The organism is Peteryoungia desertarenae (genome assembly GCF_005860795.2).
Lineage (GTDB): Bacteria > Pseudomonadota > Alphaproteobacteria > Rhizobiales > Rhizobiaceae > Allorhizobium > Allorhizobium desertarenae.
The window spans coordinates 3,285,624-3,300,565 of sequence record NZ_CP058350.1 but is presented as its reverse complement, the minus strand read 5'-3'; the positions used below and the strand labels follow the sequence as shown (position 1 = coordinate 3,300,565).

Annotated in this window: 14 protein-coding genes; 5 read left to right on the top strand and 9 right to left on the bottom strand. The window is 58.7% G+C overall.

Going from position 1 to position 14,942, the window contains the following annotated elements:
- Positions 1 to 31 precede the first annotated feature (31 nt).
- Positions 32 to 301 carry a DUF2188 domain-containing protein gene (locus FE840_RS16060; RefSeq protein ID WP_138286525.1) on the top strand — a complete coding sequence of 90 codons (270 nt, stop codon included), beginning with the start codon at positions 32 to 34 and terminating at the stop codon, positions 299 to 301.
- Between the two features lie 107 nt (positions 302 to 408).
- On the opposite strand, the gene FE840_RS16055 is transcribed toward FE840_RS16060, so the two are convergent.
- From FE840_RS16055 to trxB, 4 genes are all read right to left on the bottom strand, one after another.
- Positions 409 to 1,509 (bottom strand): alkene reductase, encoded by a 1,101-nt coding sequence (locus FE840_RS16055; RefSeq protein WP_138286524.1) that lies wholly within the window; start codon positions 1,507 to 1,509, stop codon positions 409 to 411.
- A 63-nt stretch (positions 1,510 to 1,572) separates the two neighbouring features.
- Positions 1,573 to 1,866 carry an ArsR/SmtB family transcription factor gene (locus tag FE840_RS16050; protein ID WP_138286522.1) on the bottom strand — a complete coding sequence of 98 codons (294 nt, stop codon included), beginning with the start codon at positions 1,864 to 1,866 and terminating at the stop codon, positions 1,573 to 1,575.
- Positions 1,867 to 2,222: 356 nt separating this feature from the next.
- The gene (locus tag FE840_RS16045; protein WP_138286754.1) at positions 2,223 to 3,119 is read right to left on the bottom strand and encodes a LysR family transcriptional regulator VtlR; all 897 of its coding nucleotides are present in this window, start codon (positions 3,117 to 3,119) and stop codon (positions 2,223 to 2,225) included.
- A gap of 19 nt (positions 3,120 to 3,138) precedes the next feature.
- Complete coding sequence (gene trxB, locus FE840_RS16040) at positions 3,139 to 4,113, bottom strand: thioredoxin-disulfide reductase (RefSeq protein WP_138286520.1); 975 nt, start codon at positions 4,111 to 4,113, stop codon at positions 3,139 to 3,141.
- A 221-nt stretch (positions 4,114 to 4,334) separates the two neighbouring features.
- Between trxB and FE840_RS16035 the strand changes: the two genes are divergently transcribed.
- Positions 4,335 to 4,802: an Lrp/AsnC family transcriptional regulator gene (locus FE840_RS16035; RefSeq protein WP_138286518.1), complete on the top strand. Its 468-nt coding sequence runs from the start codon at positions 4,335 to 4,337 to the stop codon at positions 4,800 to 4,802.
- 7 nt (positions 4,803 to 4,809) lie between these two features.
- Here the strand turns inward: FE840_RS16035 and FE840_RS16030 are convergent, their stop codons facing one another.
- The 3 genes from FE840_RS16030 to greA are packed head-to-tail and all read right to left on the bottom strand — an operon-like array spanning position 4,810 to position 7,357.
- The gene (locus FE840_RS16030; protein ID WP_138286516.1) at positions 4,810 to 5,751 is read right to left on the bottom strand and encodes a glycosyltransferase; all 942 of its coding nucleotides are present in this window, start codon (positions 5,749 to 5,751) and stop codon (positions 4,810 to 4,812) included.
- A 3-nt stretch (positions 5,752 to 5,754) separates the two neighbouring features.
- A complete protein-coding gene (locus tag FE840_RS16025) occupies positions 5,755 to 6,855 on the bottom strand; it encodes a glycosyltransferase family 4 protein (RefSeq protein WP_138286514.1) in 1,101 nt (366 codons plus the stop codon).
- A 25-nt stretch (positions 6,856 to 6,880) separates the two neighbouring features.
- On the bottom strand, positions 6,881 to 7,357 hold the full coding sequence (gene greA / locus FE840_RS16020) for a transcription elongation factor GreA (protein ID WP_138286512.1): 477 nt from the start codon (positions 7,355 to 7,357) through the stop codon (positions 6,881 to 6,883).
- Between the two features lie 231 nt (positions 7,358 to 7,588).
- Between greA and FE840_RS16015 the strand changes: the two genes are divergently transcribed.
- Positions 7,589 to 8,818: a putative DNA modification/repair radical SAM protein gene (locus FE840_RS16015; protein ID WP_138286510.1), complete on the top strand. Its 1,230-nt coding sequence runs from the start codon at positions 7,589 to 7,591 to the stop codon at positions 8,816 to 8,818.
- Positions 8,818 to 10,263: a UdgX family uracil-DNA binding protein gene (locus FE840_RS16010; RefSeq protein WP_138286508.1), complete on the top strand. Its 1,446-nt coding sequence runs from the start codon at positions 8,818 to 8,820 to the stop codon at positions 10,261 to 10,263. The genes FE840_RS16015 and FE840_RS16010 overlap by 1 nt, the downstream gene beginning before the upstream one ends.
- On the opposite strand, the gene FE840_RS16005 is transcribed toward FE840_RS16010, so the two are convergent.
- Entirely contained in the window at positions 10,255 to 10,704 is a 450-nt protein-coding gene (locus FE840_RS16005; protein ID WP_138286506.1) for an SRPBCC domain-containing protein, read from the bottom strand. The two genes, FE840_RS16010 and FE840_RS16005, sit on opposite strands and share 9 nt — an antisense overlap.
- Before the next feature lie 221 nt (positions 10,705 to 10,925).
- On the opposite strand from FE840_RS16005, the gene FE840_RS16000 reads away from it, so the two are divergent.
- Positions 10,926 to 11,111, top strand: coding sequence for a hypothetical protein (locus tag FE840_RS16000; protein WP_138286504.1), 186 nt, complete (start codon positions 10,926 to 10,928; stop codon positions 11,109 to 11,111).
- Between the two features lie 93 nt (positions 11,112 to 11,204).
- On the opposite strand, the gene carB is transcribed toward FE840_RS16000, so the two are convergent.
- Complete coding sequence (gene carB, locus FE840_RS15995; protein ID WP_138286502.1) at positions 11,205 to 14,699, bottom strand: carbamoyl-phosphate synthase large subunit; 3,495 nt, start codon at positions 14,697 to 14,699, stop codon at positions 11,205 to 11,207.
- Positions 14,700 to 14,942 lie beyond the last annotated feature (243 nt).

The following is a 14,942-nucleotide window of genomic DNA, read 5'->3' as shown; positions in this document are numbered from 1 at the left end:
ATACTCTCCCGTGCCAGGGAAGGAGATGGCTATGGTGAAGTTTGTCTATGAAATCGTGCCTCATGACGGAGGATGGGCATACCGGGCCGGAGGGGTTTACTCCGAAAGCTTTGCTACCCATGACGAAGCTTTGGAGGCGGTCAGGATCGTTATGGCGGAGCAACAGCTTGGTGATGAGCCCGTTACGATCAGCTATCAGGATGAGAATGGGAAATGGGTGGAGGAATATAGCGACGGCGGTGACCGCCCCGAAGTCGAAGTCGTCGACAACTACGCGGCAAATCCCGCTCCGAGCGCCTGACCAGATTATGATCCGTCCAGCGGATCAAGACAGTTGAAAGACGAACTCCCGGACACCGCCGGGAGCTGGGACTGGATGTGGCATGTCTCGGCGCTTGGCCGAAGGCCTCAGTCGAGGGCAGAATATGTGGTATATCCTTCCGCGCCACCGCCATAGAGCGTTGCCTGCTCGAGCGGATTTAATTCCGCGTTGTCTCTTAAGCGGCGGACCAGATCCGGGTTGGAGATGAACGGTTTCCCGAAGGCGACGATGTCGGCGCGACCGCTTTCGACGGCATCAATTGCCATGTCTCTATCGTAGCCGTTGTTCACCATCCAGGCCGCTTTGCCGCCCTTGGCCCGGTAGGCTGCTTTCCAGCTCTCCCAGTCGAAGGGGGCGTTGTCGCGTGGACCGCCGGTCGCTCCTTCAATGACATGGATGTATGCAAGATCGAAGGCAGCCAGTCTCTCGATCAGCGCCGTATAGAGCGGCTGCGGGTCGACAACCTCGACATCATTGGCAGGCGTGACGGGTGAAAGCCGGATGCCCGTGCGTTCGCCGCCAATCTCTTGAACCACTGCCTCAACCACCTCAAGCGTCAGCCTGATGCGATTTTCGATAGAGCCACCATAGGAATCGGTTCGCTGATTGCTGTTTGGGCGCAGGAATTGTTCGAGCAGATAGCCGTTGGCCGCATGGATCTCGACACCATCGAAACCGGCATCCATCGCGGCGCGTGCGGCTTTCCAATAGTCTTCGATCAGGCTCGGAATTTCGGAAAGCTCGAGTGCGCGCGGTTCCGATGTATCGATGAATGTGCCGGTTCCATCGGGGTTGATGATGTAGGTTTTCGATTTTGCTGCAATCGGTGACGGTGCAACCGGTTTGCCGCCGTCTGGCTGAAGCGATGTGTGTGAAATGCGACCAACATGCCAGAGCTGGGTGACAATCTTGCCTCCTGCCTTGTGAACCGCGTCGGTGACCTCTTTCCATCCCTTGATAGCATCCGTGGAATAAAGGCCCGGCACATGGGCGTAGCCCTGACCCTGATGGCTGATCGCAGTCGCCTCGGTGATGATGAGGCCTGCGGATGCGCGCTGGCGGTAGTATTCGACATTCAGCATGTTCGGAATGGCGCCCGGCGAGCGATTGCGCGTCAGCGGGGCCATGGCAATACGGCTGGAAATGGAAATGGAGCCGATCTTGATCGGTTCAAAAAGCTTGGACATCAAACACCTCTTGGAAAGACCGGCGGCGAGGACTGGTGCCGCTGGCTCCCCCTAACTGGCGTCCTAGAGCTGATTGTTCAAGGCGTTGCGGAACTCGGAAATGAGCTCTTCGTTTCGACGATACAGAATCTTCTGACCATCTCGCTTGGAGATCAGCAAGCCGGCGCGCTGCAGAGTCGAAAGATGGGCGGAAACAGTCGACTGCGAAAGACCGCAGCGTTCGAACTGGCCTGCACTGATACCCTCGGTCGCGTTCTTGGGATCCACCCCGAAGTGCTCCTTGGGGTCTTTCAGCCAGATCAGCATTTCCAGTCTGGCAGGATGGGCGAGGGCTTTCATTACGTCTTCAAGATTCATGGTGTATCCGCTTTATTTGGCAGCCGCCAAACATAAAATGACAACGCGTTTTCAACCCGCGGCGGAGCAAAAAGTTCCATGGGTACTTGTCTCATTTCTGGGGGTAATCATCCGCATTTGCCAAAAAAAGAGGGCCACCAGATATCTCCGGGGCCCTTTGAATTGTGAAGGTCAAAAACCTCCAGAGGGGAACAGCTGCTGCGGCGGAACTGGGAGGAAAAGCCGCCATGTGCATCAGCTGTGTGCGATATGGTGGTTTTTTGTGCAGCGAACAATGCGTTTTTATGCATGTCAGGCATGCGTTAACTGCACGTCTTAATGATTTTCGTCAGTTTCCCGGAGGTGCTGCTGTCGCGTCAGAAGTTCCAATTGCGTGCTTTTGCAACAATGAAGTCTCTGAATGCCTTGAGCTTCGCGGCGTTCTTGATTTCGTCCGGATAACAAAAATAGGTGTCGAATGATGGCACGTCGGCATTGGTAACGAGCTGCAGAAGTCCGGGGTCGCGACCAACAATATAGTCCGGCAGCATCGCGATCCCGATACCCAACAAGCAGGCGCGCTTGATCGAGGTGAGGCTGTTGATCTGGAGATGCGGCTGGCGTGGGTTGTCTGGCGATCTTCCTGCAATTTCCAGCCAGTTCACATCCAAGAGGTAGCCAGGTGCAGGCTCGCCGAATGATATGATCTTGTGATTGTCGAGATCCTCGAGCGTTTGCGGCTCCCCATAGCGGTTGATGTAGGAGGGGGCCGCATAGACATGCATATGCACGGTAAAGAGCTTGCGCTGGATAAGGTCCGACTGCTGTGGTTGACGAAGCCGGATGGCACAGTCCGCATGGCGCATGTTGACGTCCAGTTCCTCGTTGTCGAGGAGGAGCTGGATCGACATTTCCGGATAGAGCTGCAGAAACTCCTGCACCTTGTCTGTCAACCAGCCCTGACCGAGGCCAACGGTCGTCGTGACGCGCAGCTTGCCGCTCGGCTTTTCCGTGGTTTCGGTCAGCTGCATCTTGACGGTTTGCAGCTTCAAGAGAACGTCATGAGCCGTTCGATAAAGCAGTTCGCCCTGTTCTGTGAGAATGAGGCCGCGGGCGTGGCGGTGGAAAAGCTTTACCCCGATGTCTTGCTCAAGTGCCGACACCTGGCGGCTGATCGCCGACTGGGACAAATGCAGCTTGTCAGCGGCATGGGTGAATGAGCCCGCCTCTGCCGCTGCGTGGAAAATGCGCAACTTGTCCCAGTCCAGCGGCATGCCGCCCCCTCTCACCATGTTATTCGGCAGCCTCGGCCTGAACCGGGATTGCCGACAGGTAGCGTTCCGCCTCAAGGGCCGCCATGCAACCCATGCCAGCTGCCGTGATGGCCTGACGATAGACATCGTCCGTGACGTCGCCGGCGGCAAAGATGCCCTGAATATCGGTCGCTGTCGAATCGGGTGCCGTCCAGAGATAGCCGTTCGACTTCATCTTGAGTTTGCCCTTGAACAGTTCTGTGGCGGGCGCATGGCCGATTGCGACGAAGACACCGTCTATCGGCATTTCGGTGATTGCGCCCGTCTGGGTGTCCTTGAGCTTCACGCCGGAAACCGACGGAGGCATCGGTGGCTTGGCCGGGGCGCCGGTGATTTCCTCCACCGTCGTGTTCCACAAAACCCGGATGTTTTCCTTGGCGAAAAGGCGCTCCTGCAGGATCTTTTCGGAGCGGAAGCTGTCACGTCGGTGGACGACGGTCACAGATTTGCAGATGTGAGAAAGGTAGAGGGCTTCTTCGACGGCGGAATTGCCGCCGCCGACCACAATCACATCCTTGTTTCGATAGAAAAAGCCATCGCAGGTGGCGCAGGCAGAGACGCCGAAGCCCTGGAAATGCTGCTCGCTCTCAATGCCGAGCCACTTGGCCTTGGCGCCGGTGCAGATGATCAAGCTATCTGCGGTCCAGACCTGGCCGCTGTCGGTCTTGACCTCGAAGGGGCGACGCGTCGTTTCGACCTCTGTCACCAGATCGTTGACGATTTCGGCACCGACATGGGTCGCCTGCTTCAACATCTGTTCCATCAGCCAAGGTCCCTGGATTGGATCGCCAAATCCCGGATAATTCTCTACATCGGTGGTGATCATCAACTGACCGCCCTGTTCCATTCCGGCAATCAGAACTGGCTTCAGCATTGCACGGGCGGCATAGATGGCGGCGGTGTAGCCGGCGGGACCTGATCCGATGATCAACACCTTGGTGTGGCGGGCGGTCATGCTAATTCCTTTCGATACAGGGCAAGGCGGGAACACTCGGTCGCAGAGCCCGTATGGTGTCGTTGCGTCAATTATGATTGCTGCGCTCGCTTATTCAAGGCCAGCTTTGCATTAGCAACAGAGCTTTCGCCGATGACGGGAGCGCGGGTGACGGTAAAGGGGTCTTCTTGCCAATTGCGATGGTTCGGCTAGAAACAGGACAAATCAGGGGATTGCATTTCGTGCTGAAAACCGAACTCGACGCCATCGATATCCGGATTCTCAAGGAACTCCAGAAGGACGGGCGGATGACCAATGTGGAATTGTCCGAACGCGTTGGAATTTCCGCGCCACCTTGCCTGCGCCGTGTTCGCAAGCTCGAAGAGGCGGGTATCATTGATGGCTATCACGCGATGTTGAATGCCCCGAAGCTCGGCTTCGACCTTGTCGCCTTCTGCATGATCGGTTTGAAACATCAGTCGGAGGCCAATCTGAAGGCCTTTGCTGCGGCGACGGACGGCTGGCCGATCGTGCGTCAGGCCTGGATGGTGAGTGGCGACAGTGACTTTCTGCTTCACTGCGTGGCCGAAAATCTTTCGAAATTCCAGGATTTCGTCATCGAGGTTTTGACCGCGAACGAACATGTCCATACCGTCCGCACCATGCTCACAATCCGTCAGGTGAAGCGGGTTGGACTGGTGGAGATCTGAGGACTGTTCAGAAACGGCGCATCGCATCAGCGAGCCGGCTGCGGAAGCCGCTGTTGATGTCCTCGAACCGCATGCGCGCCCTGTCTCCAAGCCGTTTTTTCTCGGCCTCATCCATGGTCAGCAATCTTTCGATACTTGCCTCCATGGCGTCGATGTCGAAAAAGTAATTGGTTCCCAGGTGGCGCGGTTCCGTCCTGGCGAAGGGAACGAGCATTCCGCAGTCATTGGTGACATGCTCGTTCATCGGTGGGGCATCTGTCGTCAGGACCACCGCGCCAACAGACATGGCCTCCACCAGATGGTGGCCCCAGCCTTCCGAGCGCGACGGACAGAGGTGAACCCCAAGGGTGTTCTGTAGTGTCTTGAGTTCTGTATCCGTGATGTAGCCGCTGACGATGCGAATATTCGGCACGGAGGCCGCTGCCGGATCGGGGTCTTTCTGGATGAGCGTCAGCTCGGGCCATTCGGGATGGCGCCGCCAGAGGGCAATCACATCCTCGGTGCCTTTTAGAGTGCTGCCACCGGCAAGATGCAGGAAGCCCTGCCAGTTCTTCTCGACTGTCGGGTTATAGCGATCTTCCGAGGTGAAGCCCGTATAGACGGTCTCGACGCCTTCAGCCCGGAAAATCTCTTCCGCATGGCGGCTCTTTGCCAGAACCAGATCTATTCCCTTCAACCTGTGGAGGTGTCGCCGGGGAAAGCGCTCCTGGTTTGGGCATAGGAGATTCCGCCGGCCGGCCGAATACCAGCGGGGGAAGGCGCGCTCGACATGGATGATGGTTCGCGCCTCCTTCTTGCGGAAGAGCCGGTCAAGGAGCGAGCGCGCGCGGATGTTCTTGACCTTGATCTCGTCCTTTGGGGCGACACCCTGTAGCGTCTCGACCAGAAGGGCGGTATCCCGTGTCAGTCCGAAATTGTTGTTCTTGTTGACAATCAGGATATCGGTCATCGATCAGGTTCCTGCCTGTTCGATCGATTTTGCCTCGATCATTGGCTTTGACGATGGGTTTGTCAGGAGGCTTGCATAGACTTCGCCCAGCCGCACCGCTTCTCCCGTCAGAGCGAATTCTTCCACGACGTGTTCGCGACCTCTTTTTCCGGCTTGCATCGCGCGCGCTGGGTCGCTGATGAGCTGGGCAATTGCTCCCTTGAGCTTCTCATAATCGCCAGCCGGTACAACCGCACCGGTTTCGCCCTCAACGATCATTTCTGCATAGGCGCCGGCATCGCTTGCAACAACGGCTGTCCCCGACGCCATGGCTTCCAGGGGCGTCAGTCCGAAGCCTTCGTTCCGCGAGGGTGCGACATAGAGCGTGAGACGCTGATACCAGGGCTTGATGTCATCGACTTCGCCAAGGAAACGAATGCGATCTGAAAGGCCGGCAGCGGCGATGTCTTTCGTCAATCCATCGGCAAAGCCTGCATGTTCGCTGGTAATGCGTCCCGAAATTACGGCGGTCCATTCCGGATGTGACGGCAGAAGTTCGATCATGGCGCGCACGAAGAGATCGGTGCCCTTCTGGTGACGGACGCGACCGAAACAGCCAATCAGATAGCGACCGGGCAAACCGGTGCCGGCCAGTCTGTCGGTTGCCTCGGGGGCAGGCTTGAACTCGTCGAGATTTACGCCATGGCGGATGACGGTATGGGGTACTTTCAGGAATGAGCCGGATCTTGCGTTGGTGGCAACGACCGCGTCCATTCTCGAAATGAGCCAGCGGGTGTAGCGGCTGTGATGACGTTGCGCAGCCGACGTGAAGAGCAGGGCCAGCGGCATGCGCAGCAGATCGCGCAGGATCACGCCGAAAAGCATTTCGTTGTTGCGGCGCGCATGCCACACCCGGCGCTGAGCCTTAGCGGGTTTACGCCATAGCCCGGCCAGTTGCGACCAGCGCATCTTCGGAAGATGTTCAGGCAGACCGGGGCCAAGCGTCAAGATCCCAAGCCCAAGCCGCCTCTGTTCGGGGATGAGCTGAACAACAGTCGACGTCACGCCGGACAGGCGCCGCTTGAAATGCGGCGCGATTACCGTGATGTCGTCGAGCGCGTGCAAATTTCAGGCCTTCCGCCGGAGCCTGTCAGCCCCAGTTCACCGCGAGGATTTCGTAGGCCTTGGAGCCTCCGGGGGCGACGACTTCGATGGAGTCGCCGGCTTCCTTGCCGATCAGGGCACGGGCGATCGGCGAAGAGATGGAGATACGGCCTGCTTTCACATCAGCTTCCTGGTCGCCGACGATCTGGTAGGTCTTTTCTTCCTCGGTGTCTTCATCCACGAGCTTGACGGTTGCGCCAAACTTGATCTTCGAGCCGGACATCTTCGATAGGTCGATGACTTCAGCGCGCGCAATCAGGTCTTCCAACTCGCCGATCCGCCCCTCGTTGTGACTCTGGGCTTCCTTGGCGGCATGATACTCGGCGTTTTCGGAAAGATCGCCATGGGCACGCGCTTCGGCAATAGCCTCGATAATGCGTGGACGCTCGTCCTGCTGACGCCAGCGCAGCTCTTCATTGAGCTTCGCAAAACCATTTTGCGTCATCGGTACCTTGTCTACCATTTCTTCTTCCTTCGCATTTCATGACCGCTGGCGGACATAAAAGAACAGGTTCCGAAGCGAAGCCACGGAACCAGTCACAAATCAACGATGCGAAGACTATAGCAGAATGCCTCGCGCAATTTCCAGAGATTTCGCATGGACCATCTCGATCGGCTGCGACGCTATGTCCAAGTCCTTGTTTCGACGTAACAAGTTGACTGTGGATAAAAGAACATATAGAGAACGATTCCCATGAGGAAATCGTTGAAAGAGCGCCTTGCCATTCTGTCCGATGCTGCAAAATACGACGCCTCTTGTGCGTCCAGCGGTACGGTGCGTCGTGACTCGTCCAAATCCGGTGGGCTTGGTTCCACCGAGGGTTCCGGCATATGCCATGCCTATGCGCCGGACGGGCGCTGCATATCGCTGCTGAAAATTCTCCTGACGAATTTCTGCATTTATGACTGCGCCTATTGCATCAATCGCTCTTCGAGCAATGTGGAGCGAGCGCGCTTTACGCCGGATGAAGTTGTCTGGCTGACGATCGAGTTCTATCGGCGGAACTATATCGAGGGGCTGTTTCTATCCTCCGGGATCATCCGGTCGTCGGATGACACCATGGCGGAGATGGTGCAGGTTGCCCGCGACCTCAGAACCAAGCATGGCTTCCGAGGTTACATTCATCTGAAAACCATTCCCGAGGCGTCACCGCAACTTGTCGAGGAGGCGGGGCTTTATGCCGATCGCTTGTCACTCAATATCGAATTGCCGACCGATCAGGGGCTGGCGCGCTATGCGCCGGAAAAGAAGCCGGCTGGAATTCGGCGTTCGATGGACGATCTCAGGCTGAAGATCGAGGAGGCGCGTGAGCCGACTTTCACGGGTCGAAAGAAGCGCTTTGTCCCCGGGGGGCAAAGCACCCAGATGATTGTCGGGGCCGACGGTGCCAGCGACGCGACAATTCTTGGCTCAAGTGCACGCCTCTACAGTGGCTATCAGCTGAAGCGCGTCTATTACTCGGCCTTCAGCCCCATCCCGGACAGTTCCCGCAATCTGCCCTTGATCAAGCCGCCTCTGGTGCGCGAACATAGGCTTTACCAGGCCGACTGGCTCTACCGCTTCTATGGGTTTTCGATCGAGGAAATCACGTCGGCGCGCGAAGATGGCATGCTGGATCTGGAGCTTGATCCGAAGCTGGCCTGGGCCCTTGCCAATCGCGACCGATTTCCGGTGGATGTGAACACGGCGGATCGCGAGACGCTTTTGAGAGTGCCGGGCTTTGGCACCAAGACCGTCAAGTCGCTGATTTCTGCCCGCCGTCATCGTCGGATCCGGCTGGAGGATCTCAGTCGTCTGGGCGTGTCGCTCAAGAAAGTGCGGTCTTTCATTGTCGCAGAAGGCTGGTCGCCGCACCGCGCGCTTGACCGTTCGGATCTGCGCGCGGCTTTCGCGCCGCAGCCAGAGCAATTGTCGCTTTTCTGATGCAGACAGTTCTTCTCGAAGGCCGCGGTGATTTTGGCGAGTGGCGGGATGCTGCCCGTCGACTGCTGGTTGACAAGGTTTTGCCGCAGCATGTGCGCTGGCAGCTAAGGGGGCAGGCGGCCGACCTCTTCGGGTGTCCAGGGGAGCCGATATCGCCCAATGAGACAGCTACGGTATCTGTTTCCCGCTCGTTTCTGGAGGCTGCGGAGGCGGCAATCTGCCATTCCGATCCCGACCGGTTTTCACTGCTTTATCGTATCCTCTGGCGCTTGCAGGAGGAGCGTAGCCTGCTGCAGGTCACGTCCGATCCGGATGTGTCGCAGTTGATGCGGCTTATCAAGAATGTTCGCCGCGACAGCCACAAAATGAAAGCCTTTGTGCGTTTCCGCGAGGTCGAAGCCGTGCAGCCAGATCGGCGGCGTTTCGTTGCCTGGTTCGAGCCGGAGCATTTCATTGTCTCGCGCACCGCCGGCTTCTTTCAGCGACGTTTCACCGACATGGACTGGCTGATTGCCACGCCCAAGGGTTCTGCGGCCTGGAACGGCACGTCGCTCAAGACCTCGCGTGAGCCCGCTGCAAAACCGGAGGGGGATGATGCGACGGATGAATTGTGGCGCACCTATTTTGCCAATATCTTCAATCCGGCACGGGTGAAGATCAAGGCGATGCAGTCGGAAATGCCGAAGAAATACTGGAAGAACATGCCCGAGGCTGCGCTGATTCCCGACCTGATTGCCGGGGCGGAACGGCGTGTGGCGGAAATGGCTGCGCGCGAGGCGAGCCAGCCCCCGGCTTTTCACGAACGGCTGCAGGCGCAGTGGCGCGGACGGGAGGGGGAGGGCTTTGCAGACCTAGCGCCGCTTGAACGGGTGCGTCAGGAGACCTCGCTCTGCACTCGCTGTCCGCTGCATTGCAATGCGACCCAGGCCGTCTTCGGCGAGGGGCCGGATGACGCCAGGATCATGTTTGTTGGCGAGCAGCCGGGCGATAGGGAAGATCTGGCCGGCCGACCCTTCGTCGGGCCTGCGGGATCGGTCTTCGATCAAGCCACAGAAGCGGCTGGCATCAGTCGGGCAGGGGTTTACGTGACCAATGCCGTGAAGCATTTCAAGCATGAAATGCGCGGCAAGCGACGCATTCACCGGCGTCCGGAAAGGCCCGAGATCGAGCAATGTCGGCATTGGCTCGTTCAAGAGCTGGACGTCATCGATCCAAAGATCATCGTGGCATTGGGAGCGACCGCCTATTTCGCCCTGACCGGAGACACTGCAGCGGTTGAAGAGGTCCGGGGCTATCCGATCCCTTTGGCCGAAGGCCGTATCTTGTTCGTCACCACGCATCCATCCTATCTTCTAAGGCTCCCAGAGGGGATTGAGCGACAAACTGCCCATCGGCGTTTTCAGGAAGACCTGCAGGCAGTCGCGCGACTGGCTCAATCAGTCTGACTGATCGCTGCATAGCTCATTCAGCAACGCTGCCAGCCTGTCGAAGTTCTGCTCGTTCGCGGCAGCGATGAAACGCTCGATCTCGCGGTTTTCCGGTGTATCGTCAAACTCCATGCGCCAGAAAAGGCGGGTTCCGTTCCCAATCGGATCAAAGCGCATCTCCAGCGCGAAGACATGCATGGGCTCATGATGCAGGGCTACAATCCGGTGCGGTGCGACGATCTCCTGAAAGGTCCAGCGGTTGGCAAAGTCGGTTTCATCTGAGGACGTCATGGTGATGTGCCATTCGCCGCCTGTGCGGAAATCGAAGGTGTCGATACGGTTGGTAAAACCATGCGGGCCCCACCAGCGCTCAAGCTGGCTGGGATCGGCAAATGCGCAGAAGAGCCGCTCTTTCGAAACGGGGAAGATCCGTTCATTCTCGATGTGAAGTTTGCTCACCTATTCGATCTCTTGACGTTCGGAGGGGCGTTGGCGTGCATCTACCATGAAATTGTCCCCCGCAAGTCCCAAAACGGAAAAGCCGGTTCCTGGACGAGGTTCTACGGAAACTTTTGTCGGTTCACCGAGTTGGACTTGACGGTCTGTCCGCTTGCCTACTTTCGCCCTATCTGCAAGCGGATGCCGAAGCTCATCAGCACACCTTTGACGGCGGGACGCTCATGTTTCTCGACTTGCAGAACTACACGCCACCACCAGAACCACGGCAGGACCGCGGCACACCGAAGCTCACACCGCGCCAGCAGAAGACGTTGATAACGCTTATCGGGATCAATCTCTTTCTGCTTTTCATTGCTCCGATCGGCGGCGCAACGATCATTTCCGCTCTGATTGAGCTGATGAGGTAGGTGTTGGTTCCGCTATCAAGTGTAGTTCGGCGCATCAAGGAAAAAAAGCGGCCGGTTTAAGCCGACCGCCTCAGTCCCATTTTCTCAATGTCCTCAGAAATAGCTCTGCAGCGGGCGTACCTCGAGCTGGCCCTTCTTCAGGGCTTCAATGGCTTCGGCGGCGGCAAGTGCGCCGGCCATGGTTGTATAATAAGGCACTTTCTGCATGAGGGCTGCGCGGCGCAGTGACTTGGAGTCCGAAATCGCCTTGTTGCTGTCCGTCGTGTTGATGACCAGCTGGACCTGGCGATTGCGGATCGCGTCCTCGATATGCGGACGGCCCTCTAGGACTTTGTTTATCTTGATGGCTTCAATACCGTTTTCGGCGAGGAAGCGTTGGGTGCCGCCAGTTGCCATGACCTTGAAGCCGATTTCGACAAGAAGCTTGATCGCCGGCAGGACGCGGACCTTGTCTTCGTCGCGGACGGAAACGAAAACCGTCCCGTCACGCGGCAGCTCGACATTTGCTCCAAGCTGGCTCTTGGCGAAGGCGAGCGCAAAGTTGCTGTCGAGGCCGATGACTTCGCCGGTCGAGCGCATTTCCGGTCCAAGCAGCGTGTCGACGCCTGGGAAGCGGGCAAACGGGAAGACGGCTTCCTTGACGGCGATGTGGTTCAGGTTGCGCGGGTTGGGCTTGCTTCCATAGGCGGCAATGGCCTGGTCGAGCTTTTCGCCAGTCATGACGCGTGCGGCGATCTTGGCGATCGGAGCGCCGATGGTCTTCGCCACGAAGGGGACCGTGCGCGAGGCGCGCGGGTTGACTTCGAGCACGTAGATCACGTCGTCCTTGATGGCATATTGCACGTTCATCAGGCCGCCGACATTGAGCGCCTTGGCAAGCGCCGTCGTCTGGCGTTCCAGTTCGTCGACGATGTCCTTGGAGAGCGAACGGGTCGGCAGCGAGCAGGCACTGTCGCCCGAGTGAATGCCGGCTTCCTCGATATGCTCCATGATGCCGGAGACGAAGACGTTTTCGCCGTCGCAGAGTGCATCGACGTCGACTTCGATGGCATTGGTCAGGTAGCTGTCGAAGAGCAGCGGGTTCTTGCCGAGCAGCGTGTTGATCTGGCCGGTCTTGTCGTTCGGATAGCGCTGCTTGATGTCCTCAGGCACGAGTTCCGGCACGGTGTCGAGCAGGTAATTCTGCAGCATGCCCTCGTTGTGGATGATCTGCATGGCGCGGCCACCCAGGACGTAGGACGGGCGCACGACCAGCGGGAAGCCGATTTCGCCGGCAACGAGGCGGGCCTGCTCGACCGAATAGGCGATGCCGTTGTTCGGCTGGGTCAGGTCGAGCTTCATCAGGAGCTTCTGGAAGCGGTCGCGGTCTTCGGCGAGGTCGATCATGTCGGGCGCGGTGCCGAGGATCGGGATGCCGTTCTTTTCCAGCGCTTCGGCGAGCTTTAGCGGGGTCTGGCCGCCGAACTGGACGATGACGCCGACGACTTCACCCTTTTCCTGCTCGGCGCGCAGGATTTCGATCACGTCTTCGGCCGTCAGCGGCTCGAAATAAAGGCGGTCGGAGGTGTCGTAGTCGGTCGAGACGGTTTCCGGGTTGCAGTTGACCATGATGGCTTCGAAGCCCGCATCCTTCAGCGCGAAGGCGGCATGGCAGCAGCAATAGTCGAACTCGATGCCCTGGCCGATACGGTTCGGACCGCCGCCGAGGATCACGACCTTCTTGCGGTCGGAGACTTGGGCTTCTGAGTTGAGTACGCCGACGAAAGGCGTCTCATAGGTCGAATACATGTAAGCCGTCGGCGAGGCGAATTCGGCAGCACAGGTGTCGATGCGCTTGAAGACCGGGCGGACGCCGAGGCCGTTGCGCAGTTCCGCGACTTCCTTCGGGCGCTTGCCGGCGAGCGAAGCGAGGCGGGCGTCGGAGAAGCCCATGGCTTTGAGCATGCGCAGGTTCTCGGCATCCTGTGGCAGGCCGTGCTCGCGGATGCGGGCCTCCATGTCGATGATCGCCTTGAACTGGGCGATGAACCACGGATCGATCTTGCAGCCTTCGTGGACTTCTTCCGGCGACATGCCGAGACGCAGGGCCTGGGCAACCATGCGCAGACGGTCCGGGGTCGGAGTGCCGATGGCGGCGCGGATGGCGTTCTTGTCGTCGCCACCATCCCCATTGGAGCCGAGGCCGGGGATCTCGATTTCGTCCAGGCCGGTCAGGCCGGTCTCGAGGCCGCGCAGGGCCTTCTGCAGCGATTCGGCGAATGTGCGGCCAATTGCCATGACTTCACCGACAGACTTCATCGCGGTGGTCAGCGTCGGCTCGGCGCCCGGGAACTTTTCGAAGGCAAAGCGCGGGATCTTGGTGACGACATAGTCGATCGACGGTTCGAACGAGGCAGGCGTCGCGCCGCCGGTGATGTCGTTTTCCAGTTCGTCGAGTGTGTAGCCGATGGCGAGTTTGGCTGCGACCTTGGCGATCGGGAAACCGGTGGCCTTCGACGCCAAAGCAGATGAGCGCGAAACGCGCGGGTTCATTTCGATGACGACGAGGCGGCCGTCCTTCGGGTTGACGGCGAACTGAACGTTGGAGCCGCCCGTCTCAACGCCGATCTCGCGCAGAACCGCGATCGAGGCGTTGCGCATGATCTGGTATTCCTTGTCCGTCAGCGTCAGTGCCGGGGCAACTGTGATGCTATCACCGGTGTGCACGCCCATCGGATCGATGTTTTCGATCGAGCAGACGATGATGCAGTTGTCCGCCTTGTCGCGGACGACTTCCATTTCATACTCCTTCCAGCCGAGCACCGATTCTTCGATCAGGACTTCGGTGGTGGGAGACGCGTCGAGGCCGGAATTGATGATTTCGTAGAATTCCGAGCGGTTGTAGGCAATGCCGCCGCCGGTGCCGCCGAGCGTGAAGGACGGGCGGATGATGGCGGGCAGGCCGACATGGTCAAGCGCCTGGGCGGCAATCGCCATGGCGTGGGCCATGTAACGCTGCTTGCGGTCTGTCTCGCCGAGGTTCCACTGGTTTTCCAGCTCGTCGAGCGCCTTGTCGAGCGCGTCGCCGGAGAGCTTGGCGCGCAGTTCCGCGCGGGCGGCCTCATGCGTCTTGCGGTCGGCGTCCTTGATCTCGGTCGCATTGGCGAGCATCGACTTCGGCGTTTCAAGGCCGATGCGGGCCATGGCTTCCCGGAAGAGGGCGCGGTCTTCGGCCATGTCGATGGCAGCGGGCTTCGCGCCGATCATTTCGACATTGTAGCGATCGAGCACGCCCATGCGCTTCAAGGAGAGCGCGGTGTTGAGAGCCGTCTGGCCGCCCATGGTGGGCAGCAGGGCGTCCGGGCGTTCCTTGGCGATGATCTTGGCAACGACTTCAGGCGTGATCGGCTCGACGTAAGTGGCGTCGGCCAGACCCGGATCGGTCATGATCGTGGCCGGATTGGAATTGACCAGGACGACCCGGTAGCCTTCTTCCTTCAGCGCCTTGCAGGCCTGGGTCCCTGAATAGTCGAATTCGCATGCCTGACCGATGACGATCGGCCCCGCGCCGATGATGAGGATGGACTTGATATCTTGGCGCTTGGGCATGGGTTCTATCCGTTCTTGCGCCTGCGCGAAAAACCGGCCTGGGTGAGGGAGGTCACCGGCCGGGCGCAGGAAGATGGTCTTTTCAGGCTAGAAGCGGCTTATAGGGAAATGTTGTTCGGGAAGGAACCCCGAATCGCGGGCAATGGACACAAAAAACAGAAGTCGTGTCAGCATTGGCGAATCCGATGTAACTGGCTTCTCATGATCCGTGCGGATTGACCGGCCCCCCGACGCCATAAGATT